Source organism: Streptococcus infantis (assembly GCF_047463635.1).
GTDB classification, from domain to species: Bacteria; Bacillota; Bacilli; order Lactobacillales; family Streptococcaceae; genus Streptococcus; species Streptococcus infantis_W.
This window is the reverse complement of the sequence record NZ_JASHDL010000003.1, coordinates 70,793-89,091: the sequence shown is the minus strand read 5'-3', so window position 1 is coordinate 89,091 and position 18,299 is coordinate 70,793. Positions and strand designations below refer to the sequence as shown.

17 protein-coding genes are annotated in these 18,299 nt (G+C 39.2%); 1 reads left to right on the top strand and 16 read right to left on the bottom strand.

Annotation, left to right across the window (positions count from 1 at the left end; all coding sequences use genetic code 11):
* Positions 1-10 precede the first annotated feature (10 nt).
* Both ftsW and QM867_RS03160 read right to left on the bottom strand, forming a co-directional pair.
* Entirely contained in the window at positions 11-1,222 is a 1,212-nt protein-coding gene (gene ftsW, locus QM867_RS03165) for a cell division peptidoglycan polymerase FtsW (protein ID WP_281334969.1), read from the bottom strand.
* A gap of 160 nt (positions 1,223-1,382) precedes the next feature.
* Complete coding sequence (locus tag QM867_RS03160) at positions 1,383-4,079, bottom strand: SEC10/PgrA surface exclusion domain-containing protein (protein ID WP_414315151.1); 2,697 nt, start codon at positions 4,077-4,079, stop codon at positions 1,383-1,385.
* 139 nt (positions 4,080-4,218) lie between these two features.
* Here QM867_RS03160 and QM867_RS03155 point away from each other — a divergent pair, with 139 nt between their 5' ends.
* Positions 4,219-4,557, top strand: a complete 339-nt coding sequence (locus QM867_RS03155) for a helix-turn-helix domain-containing protein (protein ID WP_153224722.1) — start codon at positions 4,219-4,221, stop codon at positions 4,555-4,557.
* A 47-nt stretch (positions 4,558-4,604) separates the two neighbouring features.
* Here the strand turns inward: QM867_RS03155 and prsA are convergent, their stop codons facing one another.
* The 14 genes from prsA to era form a co-directional block, all read right to left on the bottom strand.
* Positions 4,605-5,546, bottom strand: coding sequence for a peptidylprolyl isomerase PrsA (prsA, locus tag QM867_RS03150; protein ID WP_000728085.1), 942 nt, complete (start codon positions 5,544-5,546; stop codon positions 4,605-4,607).
* A 73-nt stretch (positions 5,547-5,619) separates the two neighbouring features.
* Positions 5,620-6,333, bottom strand: a complete 714-nt coding sequence (locus QM867_RS03145) for an O-methyltransferase (protein WP_153224723.1) — start codon at positions 6,331-6,333, stop codon at positions 5,620-5,622.
* Between the two features lie 5 nt (positions 6,334-6,338).
* Positions 6,339-8,141 carry an oligoendopeptidase F gene (pepF, locus tag QM867_RS03140; RefSeq protein WP_414273445.1) on the bottom strand — a complete coding sequence of 601 codons (1,803 nt, stop codon included), beginning with the start codon at positions 8,139-8,141 and terminating at the stop codon, positions 6,339-6,341.
* Between the two features lie 18 nt (positions 8,142-8,159).
* A complete protein-coding gene (locus QM867_RS03135) occupies positions 8,160-9,116 on the bottom strand; it encodes a competence protein CoiA (protein ID WP_414315150.1) in 957 nt (318 codons plus the stop codon).
* Between the two features lie 94 nt (positions 9,117-9,210).
* Entirely contained in the window at positions 9,211-10,359 is a 1,149-nt protein-coding gene (locus QM867_RS03130) for a DUF1887 family protein (RefSeq protein WP_153224726.1), read from the bottom strand.
* Between the two features lie 203 nt (positions 10,360-10,562).
* Positions 10,563-11,423, bottom strand: coding sequence for an SAM-dependent methyltransferase TehB (gene tehB, locus QM867_RS03125; protein ID WP_153224727.1), 861 nt, complete (start codon positions 11,421-11,423; stop codon positions 10,563-10,565).
* A 14-nt stretch (positions 11,424-11,437) separates the two neighbouring features.
* Positions 11,438-11,905 carry an SsrA-binding protein SmpB gene (gene smpB / locus QM867_RS03120; RefSeq protein WP_153224728.1) on the bottom strand — a complete coding sequence of 156 codons (468 nt, stop codon included), beginning with the start codon at positions 11,903-11,905 and terminating at the stop codon, positions 11,438-11,440.
* Positions 11,868-14,210, bottom strand: coding sequence for a ribonuclease R (gene rnr, locus QM867_RS03115; protein ID WP_414315149.1), 2,343 nt, complete (start codon positions 14,208-14,210; stop codon positions 11,868-11,870). Before rnr ends, smpB begins: the two co-directional genes overlap by 38 nt.
* A 102-nt stretch (positions 14,211-14,312) precedes the next feature.
* Positions 14,313-14,546, bottom strand: a complete 234-nt coding sequence (secG, locus tag QM867_RS03110) for a preprotein translocase subunit SecG (protein ID WP_000282514.1) — start codon at positions 14,544-14,546, stop codon at positions 14,313-14,315.
* 39 nt (positions 14,547-14,585) lie between these two features.
* A complete protein-coding gene (gene rpmG / locus QM867_RS03105; protein ID WP_001809104.1) occupies positions 14,586-14,735 on the bottom strand; it encodes a 50S ribosomal protein L33 in 150 nt (49 codons plus the stop codon).
* Positions 14,735-15,934: a multidrug efflux MFS transporter gene (locus tag QM867_RS03100; RefSeq protein ID WP_315639232.1), complete on the bottom strand. Its 1,200-nt coding sequence runs from the start codon at positions 15,932-15,934 to the stop codon at positions 14,735-14,737. The genes rpmG and QM867_RS03100 overlap by 1 nt, the downstream gene beginning before the upstream one ends.
* Complete coding sequence (gene coaE, locus QM867_RS03095; RefSeq protein ID WP_414315148.1) at positions 15,921-16,526, bottom strand: dephospho-CoA kinase; 606 nt, start codon at positions 16,524-16,526, stop codon at positions 15,921-15,923. Before coaE ends, QM867_RS03100 begins: the two co-directional genes overlap by 14 nt.
* A complete protein-coding gene (mutM, locus tag QM867_RS03090; RefSeq protein WP_414315147.1) occupies positions 16,526-17,350 on the bottom strand; it encodes a DNA-formamidopyrimidine glycosylase in 825 nt (274 codons plus the stop codon). Before mutM ends, coaE begins: the two co-directional genes overlap by 1 nt.
* A 48-nt stretch (positions 17,351-17,398) precedes the next feature.
* Positions 17,399-18,298, bottom strand: a complete 900-nt coding sequence (era, locus tag QM867_RS03085; RefSeq protein WP_315639237.1) for a GTPase Era — start codon at positions 18,296-18,298, stop codon at positions 17,399-17,401.
* Between the last annotated feature and the right edge of the window lies 1 nt (position 18,299).

The window sequence follows — 18,299 nt, the reverse complement described above, 5'->3', positions numbered from 1 at the left end:
ATATTATGTCTTAGAGTTGCGCTTCTAATTCGCGATAGAGTTTGGCACGTTTTTCGCTGGCATCAATATTCAACACAAAGGCGATAGCTACTGATAGGACCAAAAGACTGTTTCCACCTTGCGATAGGAAGGGGAAGGTTACCCCTGTTGAAGGGATCAAGCCTGATATACCGCCAATGTTAACAAATACCTGTATTAGAATCATTCCACCAATACCAATTGCCACCATTGAGTTGAAAGGATCTCTCGCTCGAATACCGACTAAAATAATACGAAGAATTAAGAAGAATAGAAGAGCCAAAATAAGACTAGCTCCTACAAATCCAAACTCCTCTATCACAATCGAAAAGACAAAGTCTGTATGAGCTTCTGGTAGATAACCTCGTTTTTCAATGGAATTTCCTAATCCAAGACCAAACCAGCCACCGTTAACCATTGCATAATAAGAATTGGCCAACTGATGCCCAGATCCTGCTAGGTCATTAAAGGGGTTGAAAAAAGCACTGAAACGCTTGGCAACATAACCAAATACAGGAATTTTAGAGAATTTCTCAACACCGATAAAGCGAATGGCTGTTAAGGAAATCATAGAGACACCAGCTAGTAAGCCAAGAATAGTTGTGAACCATCGATAAGCTATTCCACTGATGGTATACATGAGCAAGGATACTAAAATCAAGATGGTTGCATTTCCAAGGTCAGGGAAGATTGCCAAACTACCAATCATGACCAAGAGGACAAAACGCCAATCATTAAAGGCTCTTGGCAACCACTGATTGAGGGTTAAAACTTGGAAGTCATAAACTGCTATCTCATCTTGTTGTTTTGAAAAACGCTGAGCCAAGTACCAAATGATAATAATCTTTAGATACTCTGCTGGTTGAATCGTGATGGGACCAACCTTGATCCAGCCATATGCTCCATTGATGGGACTACCTATTAACCGTGCCAGAGCTAGGAGTATCAGCTCGACAAACATAACGATAAAGAGCAACCGCTCATTACGAAGAAATCCTAATTTTAATTTATAGATTAAGGCTATTAAGAATAAACTGGCTATCCAGAAAATTCCCTGATTTCGCACTAGATATAATGCACTTTTCCCCTCCTGAATAAGGGTCGCACTAGTTGTCGAATAAACTACTATCAATCCTAAAACGGATAACAGTAAATAAGGAATCAAAATGGAATAATTCAGCAGGTGCCTTTTACTTATTTTCATATGTCACCTATCTTTCGGAAAAATATTTTTATTTTCCCTTATTATTTCTAGTTTTACATGCTATTATACCATTTTTTAGCCTAGAAAAAAACTCTTACAGTATAAACATTCGAATTTTACTCAAATATAGCATAAAAAGGGCAGTAACGCCCTTTCTATTTTATCTATATTTTCGTTTTCCTGCTAAAGCAAGGAGTCCAACACTTGCTCCAAGCAATGCTAAAAGCCCTGACTCCTTCGTTCCTGTATTTGGAAGTTGTTTCTTAGGTTCTACTTTTGCATTGGTAGCTTGTGCAGGCGCTTGATAAGTTTTGTCGTCTTTAGTTCCTACCGTTACTTTCTCTGCTGTATAATCAACCACATTCCCACGACCATCTACAACTGGTACTGGTTGGTAACCTGCTTTTTCAAGTTCTTTACGTTTAGCGTCTGCAAGTTCAGCCAAGCGTTTTGTTTCTGCTTCTTCATATTTCGCTTTGGCAGTTTCATAAGCAATCTTCGCTTGATCTGCTGCAAGGCTCTTAACCTCATAGTCTACTTTAGCTTTGTTTTGTGCTTTGTAAGCATCTTTAAGCTCTGCTTCGGCTTTCTCAAGCTCTGCTTTCACTTCTGCCAAGCGAGTGTGCGCACCTTTAAGGTCTGCAAGCTCTTTTTCGGCTTGTTTAACTTCTTCTTGTGCATCTTGAAGTGCTTTCTTAGCATTAGATACCGCTTTGGCTTTGCTTGAAGCGATTACTTCAAGATTTGCCATCTTATCTTCTTCTGCTTTAAGTGCCTCTTGTGCAGTTTGAAGAGCTTTCTCAGCGTCTTTCAATTTTGCTTGTGCATCTTTAAGAGCTTCTTCTGTAACAGACTGTGTAACAGTCAAATTGTTGACAAGAGCGTTAGCGTTAGAAAGAGTTACTACTGCATTATCATGACGTTCTTTTGCTGCATCAAAGTTTTTTTGTGCGTTTGCAAGTGGGCTTTCACCGTTCTTCAAGGCAGTCAAGTTAGCTTCTGCGTTTGTAAGAGCAAGTTTAGCATCTGACTCTGCTTTTGTTTTCGCTTCAAACGTAGTTTGTGTGTTATCACGAGCAGTCATAGCATCAGCAAGCGTTTGACGAGCTTCGCTCAACTTACGCTCAATCGCTTCGTTACTTAGTGGGTTAGCAATAGGTGTTTTGTCCCATTTAGAACCATCTACATATTCACTACGAATAGCAGTTAAGAAGTGAGTAGTGTAAAAGTCGTCTGTTTTACTTTGGGCTACACCACCGAAGTAGATAGTTTCATGAGCATGGTCGAACTGAAGGATACCTTGGGTGTGTCCATAATCACCTTTAGTTGACACAAGCATGATAAGATCGTTATATAACTGTTCTTTCATTTCACCAAGAGTCTTACGGTAAACCCCGTCAGCATCATCAAAGTTATGGAAAACATAAGTCGTCACAGTATTTTCATAATACTGTTGACCCTTGCTTTCTTCCTCTGCATCTGTTGTAGGCATGCCATATTCTTTAGCGACCTTGTTAATACCGATAGCGTAGTGTCCAACACCACCTTTAGCACGGTACTCTTTCTTCATAGCATAGGAGAAATTTACTTTCTCATATTCTTTTGCAACCTTATCTGCAAATTCAAAAGATGTTTTTGAAAGAACCGCATCTGGGAGTCCAAGTTGGCGGCGCATTTGGTTGATAAGGTCAACCACGTAATAGTTCAACTCATCTTTAATCGCTTGTGGGAGATTGTTGATGTCATAGCGAGTTTTATCGGCTTGGTCTGCTTTGCTTGGAACGTATTTATTGAGTTTCTTGTGTTCTACTTGTGAACCAACGATACGGTCATAAATCTCATCGTTTTTAGCGTTACGTTCTTCCTCAGTCATTTCGACACCTGAACGGATTTGACGAAGGAACTCCATTTCATCTTTCACTGCTTGAATGAAAGCTGGTGAAAGGGTAATGGTTTGTTTCTTAGAGCTATCTTGAAGGGCATCAAGGACAGATACCGCTTGGTTATAAGTAGCAAGAGCATTATCACGGTTAGTTTTCGCTTCTTTAGCTTCGTTTTCAATACGCTCTACATCTTTTGTAGCAGTTTTAACAGTTGCTTCTGCTTGGTTTAGTTGTTCAGCAAGCTCACCGTCCAACTTCTTAGCAGCATCAAGAGCTTCTTGTGCATCGGCTTGGGTTTGTTTGCTTGTAGCTTCTTCTTTAATAGCTGCGTCTTGTTTCTCTTTAGCGTCAGCAAGACCAACACCATTCAAAGCGTCCTCTGCATTTTTAACGGTAGCTTTAACATCAGTAACTCCATTTTTCGCTTGAGTCACTTCTGCTTGTTTTGTACCTACAGTTTTGCCTTGAATAGCAACGTTACGGTCTGCATCATCTTGTTCAGTTTGCGCAGAAGATACCGCTTGTTCAGCAGTTGGAACTTTTGCTTTTGCATCTTCCACTTTCTTCTCAGCACCTTGGATAACCTCAGGAGTTGCTTTATCAGCAATCTTTTGAGCATCGTCTTTAGCTTGCTTCAAGTCAGCGACTTTCTTTTCTGCTTTATCAGAAGTGTCATTCGCTTGATCCAAGACTTCTTTTGCCTTATCTGCATCTTCTTGGGTTTGTTTAGCAGTAGCACCAAGTTCAGCAACGTCTTCCTTAGTAGGAGTTTTCACTTCCACTTTCTTAGGCGCTTCTTTCTCTACCAAAGCTGGTTCGGTTTTAGCATCAGTAATGTTAAACGCTGGCTCAGTTTGAGCAGTACGAACACCACCTGCATTATCTACATTGGGTTCAGCTACCTCATTTGCACTTACAGTTGTTGCAAGGCACGTTGCTGCTATGGCAGTCAAAGCAATCAATTCTTTTTTCATAGGTTTCCCCTTTTTATTTTTTTATACCTTCATTATACCACAATATACAACTTTTTAAAGTCATTTTATTAAAATGTAACTATTTAAAGTCTAAAAAATGCAGTCGTTTGACTGTATCATGTAAGTAGCGAGGTACTACATGGTCAAAAATAAAAGTAATTTGCAAGACTACATTTCTAAACGCATCCGTTTACTCAGAATAGAAAGAGGATATACCCAAGAACAATTAGAGGAAATGGCTGACTTAGGAACAAATTATGTTTACAAATTAGAAAATCTATCAACAAACTTAAAGATTCAAACTCTAGAAAAAGTCATGGAAGCATTAGAAGTAGATTTAGACACTTTCTTTGATATCCAACTGAAAGAAGAAGACCCCAAAATATCCCGTCTGATTGACGAATTGAAACTTCTTCCTACAGAACAAAGATCTCGTGTACTAGATGCACTACTGCTAATTCTGAAAGAAGTCCAATAGAAAAAAACTATCTACTTTCTAAAAAAGAAAGATAGATAGTTTTTTTATTAGTTTGAGGCGCTACTGCTGCTGTCAGAAGTTGTTTCGCCTTTGATGTATTGTGTAAAGATATTTTGGAAGGCCTGGTCTTTAACTTTAATGTTGGCATCTTGTAATTCTTTACTAATAACACCTTGAACAAAGGTTGCATCATTTTGTTTTTGAGTCAAAATGATTGTTTTAAGTTTTTCTTTATAATCATCCAAGTTTGAAGATTTTTCTGACTTCTTCGTTAACTTAACAATGTAGAAACTACTTGTATAAGCTTGAGTTCCTGGAGCAGTGATAACATCTGAAATTCCGTTGACATCAAGAGCAAAAGCTGCTTTCTTAACTACATCTGGTAATTCTGTTGATGCAGAGTCAAAAGTAATTTCTCCACCATTTTCTTTTGTCTTTTCGTCTGTAGAATTGTCTTTTGCAAGTTGTGCAAAGTCAGCTCCAGACTCTTTTGCTTTGGCAAGAACTTCCTTAGCCTTATCTTCACTGTCAAGTTTAATAATTTGAGCCGTTACTTCTGGAGTATACTCTTCAAAAGCTTTTTTGTAGTTTTCATCTGTTAATTCAGCTTCAGCAGCTTTCTTAACAGCATACTCAACTAATTTACTTGTACGAATTTGAGCTTTACGGCTTTCTGCAGTCATACCTGAACGGGCGAGAATCGTTTGATAGCTATCACCGTATTTCTTTTGTTCTTCTGCAACTGCATCATCTACTTCTTTATCACTTACTTCTGAACCATATTGTTTTTCAAAAACTTTTTGAATGGTCATATTCAGCAAGACTTGTTGAGCAGTAGCATTATTTTTGACTTCTTCAAAGAATTGATGCTCAGTAATAACATCGCCTTTCATGCTAATCAAGTCAGTTCCTTCAGAACTGTTTGAACAAGCAGCCAAAGTAGCTACTGACAACAATGTGATGGCTCCTGCCATTAGTTTTTTCTTCATGTTTACTCCTTTTGTATACTAAATAAAGGTTTACCTTATCTATTTTACCAAATTGTCTTAAAAATATCTGAAATCAATCAATATCAGGCAGTTCTACTTCTGCTTGATTCTTTCTTAGCATGAGAATCCCATCTCCAAGAGGAACCAAAGTAGCGGTTAATCCTGGATTGTCCAAAGTCGCATCAAATAATCTTTGCAAGCCACGATAAATCGTCCGTTGTCCACGTCGGACTTCCATAATATCCCTCGCAATATCTCCTCCTTGGAAAATATCATCCAAGACAATGACTCCACCTACTTCGAGGTGTTTGAGGATTTCTGGTAGAAAGACGATGTATTTGGACTTGGCAGAATCCATAAATACAAAATCATAGGTCTCAGTCAACGTTGACAGGACATCTACCGCATCACCTTCTAAGAGAGTGATTTGTTTGCGGCTATCAAATTTTGCAAAATTTTCTTTGGCAAAACCAATCATCTCAGGATTTCGGTCAATAGTGGTGATTTTTGACTTGGGTGAATGCTCTGCCATTAAAAGTGCTGAAAATCCAATAGCCGTACCGATCTCTAAAATGTTTTTTGGTTGAATGGTTTCCATAAGGAAACGAAAATAAGCGACGGTTTCATGAGGAATGATAGGGATATTCTCCTTGCGAGCAAAGTTTTCTAGCTCTTTTAGAGAACCCGTCACCTGCTTTTGTCTGTGGCGCATGAACTCGACAATCTCATGCTTGACAACAGGACGTCGCATGTTATGATTGGCATTTTTACTATAAGACTTTACCATCTGCCTTATGCCAATCCTAATTTTTCAACAAGAGCTTCAAACTCATCTAAACGACGTTCAAAGACTGCAAAGGCATCGTTGAGGTAGTCTTCCTTCTCCATATCAACGCCTGCTTTTCTCATGACATTAAGTGGATAGTCTGACTTCCCTGCCTTGAGGTAATCGATGTAGCGATCACGATCTTCTTGGCTACCATGTACAATCTTTTCAGCCAAGGCTGAAGCTGCTGCAAAGCCTGTTGAATATTGATACACATAGTAGTTGTAGTAGAAATGTGGAATACGAGCCCATTCATATTGAATTTCAGGATTATCTTCCTTACTCAAACCATAGTAAGCTTCATTCAAGTCGGCATAAAGCTCATTTAAGAACTCACTAGTCAAAACTTCTCCATTTTGGTCAGCTTGGTGGATAGCGTGCTCAAATTCAGCAAACTGAGTTTGACGGAAGACTGTACCACGGAATCCATCTAGGAAGTTGTTTAAGATTGCAAAGCGTGTTGCATCATCTTGAACTTCTTGCAATAATTTTTCTGTCAGGATGTTTTCATTAGTAGTTGAAGCAATTTCTGCTAAGAAAATTGAATAGTCTCCATAAACGTATGGCTGGGTTTCACGAGTATAGCTAGAGTGCATACTGTGACCAGTTTCATGGACAAGAGTAAAGAGATTATCTAGATTGTCCTGCCAGTTAAGAAGCATGAAGGCATTTGTATCGTAGGAACCACCAGAGTATGCACCTGAACGCTTGCCTTGGTTTTCATAAACATCAATCCAACGTTCGCTGAAGGCACGTTTAACTCGGCTCAAGTAATCCTCACCAAGAACTGCCAAAGCTTCTTCTGCCTTCTTCAAGGCCTCCTCATAAGTAAAGCTGTACTCCACTGAAGACAATGGTGTATAGACATCGTACATTTTGAGGTCAGGAATTCCCAAGATTTTTGAACGTAGTGCAAGATAACGATGCAAAAGTGGCAAGTGTTTGCGAACTGCTGACACTAGATTGTCATAGACACTTTCTGGTACAAAGTTAGCCGCAAGAGCTGCTTCACGTGCACTCTTGTAATTACGAACCTTAGCACGATAGTTTTGCACTTTAACATTGGTCTGCAAGGTTTTAGCGTAGGTGTGTTGGAACTGCTCGTAAGTTGCATAAAGTGCTTCATAGGCACAACGACGTACCTCACGATTTTTTGATTCCATCAAACGTATGTAAGTTCCGTGAGAGAGTTGCACTTCATTGTCTTCGTCATCCAAAACGTAAGGGAAAGTAAGGTCAGCATTGTCTAGGATAGCAAAGGTTTCACTTGCCGACCCAAAGATTTCACTGGCTCCTGCAAGCAATTCTTCTTCACGCTGTGAAAGAACATGATCTTTCTTTTGTAAGAGCTGATCAAAAAAGTGTTTATAGAGCTCAAGTTTAGGTTCAGCAGACAAGAAAGCAGTCATTTGTTCCTCAGTAATCTCCATAAACTCTGGCTCGTAGAAAGAAAGTGCCTGATCAAGCTGGCTATAAAGCGTCATAGCCTTAGCATAGTATTCTTGATACTTAGCTTCGCGGGTGTCTTGGTCATTTTTCATATGCGCATAGACATAAAGCTTCTCCAACTGGCGCTCTAACTCTAGAGAACGTTCAGTAATTTCAAGCAAGCTCTGAGCACTGTCTAAAAGATGACCTACATATTGGTCAACTGTTTCCACTTCCTCTGACAGTTGGTTGAGGGCATCTTCCCAAGCCTGATCAGTAGCAAAGATCGTTGATAGATCCCATTTGTCTTTTTCATTTATTTCATTTCGTTGTAATACCATAAGATTCCTCCATCCTTTCTATTTTACCACATTTTTTAAGAAATATTGCTGATAAAAGGCAGGTGGATAGAGCTTTTGTAACTCTGTTTGAGGATTTTTTTGATAATAAATTCTAAAGTTGCGATAATAATCACTAATATCCTGTTTAATTTGACAAAAAGATCCGTTTTCTATCGGCCTTACTTGAGGATACCAGTCCTGATTCTTCCGATTCAAAAGGTTCTCCCCTCTCAAGTAGGCCTGAGCTTGTTGCTTCATCCAATAGGGATTTTGATAATAGAGTTGTTTTTGAATGTAACGACAAATGTTCTTATCTTGTTCGACCGAAAAAGTGATAAGATTTTGTTGCTGATAAGGAGTCCGTAATATTTCTAGAAGATTTCCTTTGTCATAAGAAAATTCCTTGACTTTATAATGGAGTTTCCCTTTCAAATCTTGGTGGAGTAGGTACTTGAGTCTCAAAACCTGTTGTTTATGGTCTAACTCCCAAATATGAAAGCCCATGTTATTACTAAAGTAAAGAAAATCTCTCTGAAGTTTAGTTAGACGCTCTCTTAGCCAGAGCTTTTCTCCTAGTAGCCAAAGAACTTGAAGACTCAAACTTCGATAACCATTGCTTCTCTCCCGTAAAAGTTCACAAGAAATGGGACTACACTGAATTTCTAAAACTATTTTCTTATTGATAAAGATATCTGCGATTTGCTTCAGTTCAGGTATGGGATATTCCATCTCAACTTCATCATTCTTCTTAACCCAATAAAATAAACGTTTCTTGTTTTCCAGATGCTCTGGTCCTTCATTTTCATGGAAAAAATCACATTTTTTAAGACTTTCATGGGCAAAATGTGCACGCACGTTTTTTCCTTTCCTCAAGCGGACACTCGTTCCACAAGCCGGACAATAATAAGCTTGTTTGACTAGTTCATCCTCTAAGGCATTGACTAGGTGCCCATTTTCATCTCTAGCTAAAAACATAAAACCTCCTTTTCTACTTTATTCGAAAAGGATAAGAAAAAGGCTGAGAAAAACAGCCTTTTCATAGATTATTTAACGACTTAAGAGAGAGTTTTTATCTGCTTTTTCTTTTGAGTTTCTTTTCCAACATCGGAATGATGTTAGAAATCTGATCATTTTTTATGACCAAGACTCCGTATTCATGGCAACGATTGATGTATACTGGATTTATTTTCCCAGAACAAACAATTAGTTTTAGACAACTTTCCCCGGCAAAATGGGTGGCATAAAGTTTTAATTCATTTATAGCCTCTACTGATAAGTCTGTCATTTTACAGGAAATAAAAACAATGGACCTACCTTTACGAAGGACAACATCAATCTCATTTTGTACATTATCAGCCTCAGGGAAAATACCATTCCAATCAATTTCAGCCCCAATCATACATTCATCAAAATACTCTGACTCTAGCGCTAGAAGGTAAAGATAGAGTTCTAAAATATGGCCTTTGCTCCGACAAAGCAGTTGGGCCTCGGGGGTAGAAAAAGTATAACTAACGTGTTTAGAAGTTTCCTCTTCAATATGGAGCAAGCCAGCATCTGTTAATAAGGAAATGATAGATTTAGGGTAATAATAACGTTTCCCATTATTCTCTAGCACTTTTCCTGTTTCAGAATGAATATTACTCGTCTTTGCCAGCGCAAAAAATTGTGTTACTTTTAACCACTCTTCAGGATTTGTAAGGGCAAAATTTGCCAGTTTTTTGATAGCAGCAATCTGTTTAGGCGTATGGAAAGGTTGCTTGGACTTTAGTAGTTTACCACCACGTAGGGCAATCAACTGCTGGATGGTTAGAGTTGGGACCACCAGGTTCTTTTTCTCCAATTTCCCAAGCTTCCAGTCATACTGTAGACCATGGTCAACATCCATTGCAAGAAGTGGTATATTTCTCTCCAAAGCATACTGATAAAGAACCATTGCTAATAGATTATCTCCGCCAAAAACATCGATGGTCACTGAATCATAGTTAGTCAAGAAAAGATTCAAATCATCCGTAATCTTATCTAGACTTATTTGCCGAAAATGCACTTGTTTTACATGGGAAACTTGATCCAGCAAAAAATGTTTCAAGGCCAATCTTTCATCTTCTGTAATTTTTTTCAAGGAGAGAAATAAAACCTCATCACAATCACAAATAAAAGTCTGATAAACATTTTTCTCGATAGTGTGATGATCAAAAAGTTCGACTAAAAGACTAGGCATATCGCTACCTCCCTATTAAAAATTTGCTAGTTGTATAGAAAATTTAAAATTACTTAGAATAAACTTCATAGAAATATGGGTTAAGAGATTGTCTTAATCATTTTCTACACTTCTAGTATAGCATAATTACAATAATTCATTCTCAAATCTTTATATAGAAAAACGAATAGAAGATTTTTCTATCCTCTATTCGTTTTATTAGCTTATTTTACCTTTTTAGCCAACATGGTCGCAAATCGTAGTTGGATACGATTGCCATTTTCGTCACGACGGTGCAAATGACCAGGATTTTCATTGTACTTCACTAACTCCCAGTCCTGGTAGTAATTTGCCAATTCCCCTTCTTTAAAGGTGAATGGGAAGTTCACTGAACATGGATAATCTTCTGTATCCATAGCACACACTATCAAATTGTAACCTCCAATTGAGGTTTGTTCCTGCATGTTTTGAATGATAGCTGGAATACGATCTGCTTGTAAAAACATAAGAACAACCGTTGATACGATAAAATCATAAGTTTGACCAATACTAGCTGAATTAATATCGTAGAGACCTACAGGCATCTCTAAATCTTCTTGCTCTACGATACTTTGCAAGATTTCAAGGGATAACTCATTTTGATCTACAGCTGTGACATCGAATCCATGTTGAGCGAGAAAGAGGGCGTTTCTTCCTTGACCACAGCCCAGGTCTAGTGCTTTACATGGTTTCACGGTCTGTATAGCTTCTAAAACCTCCGAATGAACTGGATTGCTATTGTATTTCTTAGGGAAATAATCCTCTGTTTTACAATAAAATTCCAAGTACCATTCCACATCATCTGTGGCAGCTTCCACTCTGTGCCAAGCTTGAGGTTGCGCCATCGGATTATCAGCACCTGCTTCAAAGAGGTGCTCAGCTATAACTTCCCCCTCCTCAGTCAATTCAATAAACTTAAGAGCCCCTTTTAATACGGTAATCTTCCCCCAGGTTCCGACCTTGGTATTGTGTTTTCTTTGAACAGCTTCAGGCATGGTGTCTTTATTCCATACTGGCATTCGTTTATAGGCAACTAGTTTTTCCATTTACTTCACTCTTTCTATCGATGGTTAACTGCTTTCATAACACGCGCAATGTCTCGGTCTTGCTCACGACGTTTAATCGACTCACGTTTATCGTAGTCATGTTTTCCTTTAGCAAGTCCTAAAAGAAGCTTGGCATAGCCGTCTTTGATGTAGACTTTAAGTGGAACCAGAGTCATCCCTGTCCCTTTGGTTTCTTGCTCCAATTTCTGGATTTGTTTTTTATGAAGGAGAAGTTTACGACGACGTTCTGGCTCCTGGTTCCAGATGTTGCCCTCCTCATAAGGAGCGATATGGACATTGCTCAGCCAAACTTCCCCATTCTTAACCTGAGCAAACCCATCTTTCAGATTGATGCGGGCTGCTCGAACACTTTTGATTTCTGTACCAGTGAGGACCATTCCTGCTTCAATGGTATCAACAATTGTATAATCGTGGCTTGCTTTCTTATTTTGTGCGACGACCTTTCCCTCGCCCTTTGCCATGCTTAGCTCCTTTCTTTGCTACTTCCTTATAAAAAGGTTTCTTGCTCTTTTTCTTCTTGTCTTTTGATGAATGCTTACGCTTATCATTTGAGCGGCTAGTTTTTCTCTTGTCTTCTTTCTTATCCGAACGACGACCTCTATCCTTACGGCCAGACTGTTTCAACCCCTTCTCAATCACATCAAATTCGCTTGGAATAAAGCTGAAATCAATCTCGCCAGTCATCTTATCGGCTCTTTCGACACGAATGCGTATCTGTTGTCCCACACGGAAGGTTGTCCCTGATTTCTCTCCACGAAGAGTCAAATCACGTTCATTGAAATGGTAAAACTCAGGAAGATTTGTAATGTGAATCAAGCCTTCAACTGTATTTGGTAATTCAACAAAAAGACCAAACTTGACGATACTTGAAACGACTGCATCATACTCTTCACCCACAAACTCTTCCATGTATTCAGCTTTTTTCATGGCTTCAACTTCACGCTCTGCCTCAATAGCTCTGCGCTCACGATTAGAAGACTGGGTCGCAATCTCTGGAATAACCTGTTCAAAATGCTCCGCCACTTCCTTAGAACGTCCATAGTCACGAATCATACGGTGAACCAAGAGGTCCGGATAACGGCGAATCGGACTGGTAAAGTGTGTGTAATAGTCCGATGCTAGGCCATAGTGACCATGGTTATGCTCAGAATAACGAGCCTGCTGCATGGAACGCAGAAGCATCATAGAGAGAACATCCGCATAAGGCTCACCCTCAACAACACGCATGATGTCTTGGAGTGCTTCCTGGCTAATCTCACTCGCAGTTCCATAGATTCGTAATCCAAAGCTAGAAGCGTAATCAATAAACTTTTGAACTTTTTCAGCTTTAGGTTCCTCATGGATACGATAGATGAAAGGTAAATCAAGTTTGCTAAAATGCTCAGCAACTGTTTCATTTGCAATCAGCATAAAGGACTCAATCATACGTTCTGCAGTACCGCGATGACGAAGAACAATATCTACTGGTTTCCCTTGCTTGTCAACCAAGATTTTAGCTTCATTGGTATCAAAATTAAGAGCTCCACGCTTAATCCGCATACCTTCAAGAATTTCATGAAGCTTGGCCATAAGTTCGATACTAGGAACAATTTTCTTATACTCTTGTCTCTTCTTCTCGTCACCAGCTAAAATGTCATTGACATCACTATAGGTCATTCGGAAACTTGTCTTGATAACTGTCTGCGTAATCGTATAATTACGAACACGGCCATTTTTATCAATCTCCATAATAGCCGATTGGGTCAAGCGGTCCACTTGAGGATTAAGAGAACAGATGCCGTTTGAAAGACGCTCAGGCAGCATTGGAACTACACGATCTGTCACATAAACAGAAGTCGCACGATTGAGGGCTTCCTTATCAAGGGCAGAACCTTCCGTTACATAATATGAAACATCCGCGATATGAACTCCTAGTTCGATATTTCCATTTTTTAATGGTTTGATATGAACTGCGTCATCCAAGTCTTTTGCATCAGCTCCATCAATGGTAAAGGTAATTTCATCTCTCAGGTCCAATCGTCCTTCCATATCTTTTTGAGAAGGAGCATCTGGTACATTTTCCGCTTCTTTGAGAACAGCTTCTGGAAACTCGGATACAATGTCCATTGATTCCAAGACCTCGAGGACATCAATCCCTACATCCGTTGAATGTCCGACAACATCTAAGACACTCGCCACAAAGAAGTCGTGTTTCTTACTTGGATACTTATCGATAAAGACCTTGAGAACTTCTGTCCCTTCCAGTTTGAGAGATGGCTTTTTCACATAAATCGGTTGTATAATCTTTTGATTTTTAGAACGGATATAACCCGCATACTTTGGTTTCTCTTCATCAAGAATAATTTGCCCGACAACTGTCGTGAAACTGTGTTCTAAAATATCGATAATCTTTGCTTCTGCAGCAGTTCCTTTCTGTCGGTCTGCAACCTTCTTAATGACAATTTCAACAGTATCGCCATCAATGGCATAGTTAACATCACTTTTTCCAACAAAAAGATCGTCTTCTTCGCCTTCAAGACTCACAAAACCGAAACCATTTTTATGGGCATGGAAAATTCCTTTTAGGGTAATCTCATGTTTTTTCTTCTGGTCTAGGGTTAAACTACCATCTTCTTCAAAGCGAATCTGGTGCTTACGTTCCATCAAGGAAAGGGTTTTGATTAACTCACGGAAGTCCTTAGAACCATCCTTTCCGAGAGCTTGAGCCAAATCATTTACTGTGCCCCGCCCCTTTTCTTGTAAATATTCTTTTATTCTATCTTTCATGTTTTCTTTCTAGATTTTTTATTTTCATTTTGAACTATAACTTAGGTGTGACCACTTTTAAAAATAAAAATAGGCAAAGACCTAGTCCCGCCCATTATTTTCTTATCTACTTGATAATACCGTCAATGCTAAGGCAATGGCTAGCCAGAAAAAGACTAAAATTCCTGTCAAACGTTGCATCACAGCTTCAAAACCGCGCGCTTTGCTACGTTCAAACAAATCACCTGCACTGGCATCAAATACATTGCTAGATTGGTTTTTAGTTGGTTGCATAAAAATTGCAATCACAATCACAACAGATAATACTAATAGAATGGTTAATAATAGGTTATACATATCAAACTCCTTAAAATCCCTATTATTCTACCATAATTTCTACTTAGATTCAAGATGTAGAGTCACTTTTCTTTCTTTAGGACAATACTTTAAGACCTCAATCTTGTCTGGATGGGTTTTGGAGTTCTTACTGGTTAGATAATTGATGCTGCCACAAGAGGAGCATTTGAGATTGATTTTTACTCGCACTAGATTTCCTTCACTTTTAATAATGTTCTAAATTGGATAAGATTAAATAAACAACTGAGAGCTACACAAAGAGCTGTTGCATAAAATACTGAGTGATAGCCAAATTGTCCCGCTACTACTGATCCTGCTAAGGGACCTATCACTCCTCCTAGATAAAAGAAGACTTGATTAAAGGCAAATACCCTTGAAATGCCAACTTTAGGAGTCATTTTGCTTAGGAGAGCATTGACACCAGGGATCAGAGCTCCTGTCCCCAGACCAAATAGAAAACGATAGAAGCCTAATTGGAATGGGCTAGTCGCATTTGCACATAATAGATATATGAAAACTGAATATACCTGAGCTACGACAAGTAGTCGATGATTGCCCACTTTATCACCTAATTTACCCATGATACCTGCACTCATCATACTTGAAAATCCCATGCTGGATACAATCAAACCAGAGACAAAGAGAAGATTCTCTTTCTGTCCAAGGTCTCGTACATACAGGGCAAGGATGGGACCAATAGATTGGGCAGCAAATTGAATCACAAAGCTAGTTAGAAATAAATTTATCAGGAGAAAAGGATATTTAACAGAAGTAAAGAGCTCTCTTGTAGGGAGTGCTTTTTCTTTTGGCACTGGTTGAAAGTTTTCTTTGATAAAAAGAATGGTTAAGATAGCTGCCAAGAACAGGAAACTACCAACCAATAAAAAGACATTCCGAATGCCAAAAATTTCGGCAATGAAACCACCGACAAAGGGACCAGTCAAAGTTCCAGCGACAACACCAGTTGATAAAGTCCCTAGAGCGTATCCTGACCTATCTTTGGGGACTTGACTAGCAATTAAAGCTGTCGCATTGGGTACAAATCCTGTAAAAACTCCATTAAGAAACCTTAAGAACAAGAGCCAGAAAACATTTGGAACAAAGGCCAGACCTCCCATAGTAATAGTCATGGCTAGCCCTGCACGAATCATCATGGGTTTTCGACCATACTTGTCTGCTAAGATACCCCAAATTGGTGATACAAAGGCTGCAGAAATGGCTGAGACTGATATAGCTAAACCTGAATAAAAGGCAACTTGATCTCCTTCAATTCCTAACTGTTCGACAAAAATAGGCATGAAAGGAACAACGAGAGAAATGCTAGCTCCTGTTAAAAAACAACCAAACCAAGCAATACGAAGATTATCCTTCCAACTAATCTCTTGCATGAGCATCGCCTCCTTCAAGTAAAGTCACTACTTGACTCAAAAGCTGCTCTCGACTGCCATTATTGTCTAATATATAAGTAGCAAATTTCTTCTTTTCTTCTAAAGGCCACTGTGAAGCTAAACGAGTTTCAGCTGACTCTTTGGATAACTGATCACGGTTCATTAAGCGATCCAGCTGGGTATCTCGCCTTACATAAACTAGCCAAGTTTCATCGAACCATGAAGCATAGTCCTGTTCAAAAAGCAATGGAATATCCATGAAAAATACGTCATCAGTCTGAGATAACTTGTCTCTCAAAGAGCCCAATTCTTCACGAATAATTTGTCCTTGAGTCTGTTTAGACCATTCTCTCTCCTCAGGATTTGAAAAGATGAGACTGGCAAGGATAGGGCGATTCAGTTCCCCATCTTCTAGAAGGACTTTTTCACCGAAATGCTCTACTAAAATCTGATAAAGGCGACCACCGGATTTTTGTAGTTTGTGGACGACTGCATCCGCATCTACCACTTCAAACCCTTTTTGTCTTAGAAAATTTGTGACAGTGGACTTACCTGACGAAATACCACCAGTGATTCCAATAATTTTTCCCATCACTTTCTCCTTTGACATTTTGGGCAAAAATGGGTTCCACGACCACCGAGTTGAATTTTTTCGATAATGGATCCACAACGTGAACAAGCTTGTCCAGCTTTATCATAGACCTGATGAAAGTCCTGCATGGTTCCATCTTCACCAAAAGCATTGGTATAGGTGCGAATGGTTGAACCGCCTTTCTCGACAGCCTGCCCCAAGACTTCAATGGTTTGATCATGGACTTTTCTAGCCTCTTGAGCAGTTAAACTGTTAGAAAGTCTAGAAGGGTGAACCTTGGCCCTCCAGAGTACTTCGTCTACATAAATGTTTCCCAATCCTGCAACTAGCGTCTGGTCAAGTAAATGAGATTTAATAGGTTTTTTTGACCTTTTCAAGGCTCGTTTAAATCTTCCTAAATCAAAATCCTGTTCAGTAGGTTCCGGTCCAAGCTTTTTAGATACAAAGTAAGCATCTAAGAGTTCAGGAGCAAGCAATTCCATAGTTCCAAACTTGCGGACATCCTCATAAACAAGAGTTCCACCATCTTCAAAATGAATCAAAACATGGGCATGCTTACGTTCAGGGACTTGACCTGGATAATAAAAATACTTGCCTTCCATCCGTAGATGAGAAATCAAGACCTTGTCTGTTAGATAGAAAAGTAAATATTTACCACGGTGCCCCATAGATTTAACAACTTGACCAGGCAATTCTTTCTGAAACTGATCCAAATCTGTCTTAATCATCTTGGGATAACGAATATCAATGCTTGTAATCTTCTTCCCCAGAATCAATTTTTCCAAGCCACGACGAACTGTCTCGACCTCAGGTAATTCAGGCATAGCTCCTCCTTCTCTAAAAACAAGAAGCAGGCTACTGCCCACCTCTTCTTAATATTCTTTTTCGTTATAGCCAAAGTCAGCCAAATCTAGCTTTTTATCGCGCCAGTTTTTCTTAACTTTGATCCATGTTTCTAGGAAGACCTTGTCTCCTAGCATGAGCTCAATATCACGACGAGCCATAGTCCCAATTTTCTTGAGCATGGCACCACCTTTACCGATGACAATCCCTTTTTGGCTGTCACGTTCGACCATGATAGTTGCTCGGATATGAACCTTGTCTGTATCCTCGTCTCGTTTCATAGAGTCCACCACTACTGCAACTGAGTGTGGGATTTCTTCACGAGTTAAGTGTAAGACCTTTTCACGAATCATCTCAGAAACCAAGAATCGTTCTGGATGGTCAGTAATTTGATCCGCAGGGAAATATTGGAAACCTTCCTCAAGATTTTCACTTAGAATATCGACTAGACGAGACACGTTATTTCCCTGAAGAGCTGAAATAGGAACAATTTCCTTAAAGTCCATCTGATTACGGAAATCATCAATTTGAGCCAAAAGTTGATCTGGGTGAACCTTGTCAATCTTATTGACCACCAAAATTACAGGAACTTTAGCAGCTTTAAGACGCTCGATAATCATATCATCACCCTTACCTCGAGCCTCATCTGCTGGCACCATAAAGAGAACGGTATCCACTTCTCGAAGGGTGCTATAGGCCGACTCTACCATGAAGTCTCCAAGCGCTGTCTTTGGTTTGTGAATTCCTGGGGTATCGATAAAGACGATCTGTTCCTTATCCGTCGTATAAATCCCCATAATCTTATTTCGCGTTGTCTGCGCCTTATCACTCATGATAGCAATCTTTTGCCCCATAACGTGATTCAAAAAAGTTGACTTCCCTACATTTGGTCGCCCTAAAATGGCTACAAATCCTGATTTAAATGTCATA

Coding starts and splice junctions, on each gene's coding strand:
- ftsW (WP_281334969.1), bottom strand. CDS start 1,222: ATGAAAATAAGTAAAAGGCACCTGCTGAATTATTCCATTTTGATTCCT.
- QM867_RS03160 (WP_414315151.1), bottom strand. CDS start 4,079: ATGAAAAAAGAATTGATTGCTTTGACTGCCATAGCAGCAACGTGCCTT.
- QM867_RS03155 (WP_153224722.1), top strand. CDS start 4,219: ATGGTCAAAAATAAAAGTAATTTGCAAGACTACATTTCTAAACGCATC.
- prsA (WP_000728085.1), bottom strand. CDS start 5,546: ATGAAGAAAAAACTAATGGCAGGAGCCATCACATTGTTGTCAGTAGCT.
- QM867_RS03145 (WP_153224723.1), bottom strand. CDS start 6,333: ATGGTAAAGTCTTATAGTAAAAATGCCAATCATAACATGCGACGTCCT.
- pepF (WP_414273445.1), bottom strand. CDS start 8,141: ATGGTATTACAACGAAATGAAATAAATGAAAAAGACAAATGGGATCTA.
- QM867_RS03135 (WP_414315150.1), bottom strand. CDS start 9,116: ATGTTTTTAGCTAGAGATGAAAATGGGCACCTAGTCAATGCCTTAGAG.
- QM867_RS03130 (WP_153224726.1), bottom strand. CDS start 10,359: ATGCCTAGTCTTTTAGTCGAACTTTTTGATCATCACACTATCGAGAAA.
- tehB (WP_153224727.1), bottom strand. CDS start 11,423: ATGGAAAAACTAGTTGCCTATAAACGAATGCCAGTATGGAATAAAGAC.
- smpB (WP_153224728.1), bottom strand. CDS start 11,905: ATGGCAAAGGGCGAGGGAAAGGTCGTCGCACAAAATAAGAAAGCAAGC.
- rnr (WP_414315149.1), bottom strand. CDS start 14,210: ATGAAAGATAGAATAAAAGAATATTTACAAGAAAAGGGGCGGGGCACA.
- secG (WP_000282514.1), bottom strand. CDS start 14,546: ATGTATAACCTATTATTAACCATTCTATTAGTATTATCTGTTGTGATT.
- QM867_RS03100 (WP_315639232.1), bottom strand. CDS start 15,934: ATGCAAGAGATTAGTTGGAAGGATAATCTTCGTATTGCTTGGTTTGGT.
- coaE (WP_414315148.1), bottom strand. CDS start 16,526: ATGGGAAAAATTATTGGAATCACTGGTGGTATTTCGTCAGGTAAGTCC.
- mutM (WP_414315147.1), bottom strand. CDS start 17,350: ATGCCTGAATTACCTGAGGTCGAGACAGTTCGTCGTGGCTTGGAAAAA.
- era (WP_315639237.1), bottom strand. CDS start 18,298: ATGACATTTAAATCAGGATTTGTAGCCATTTTAGGGCGACCAAATGTA.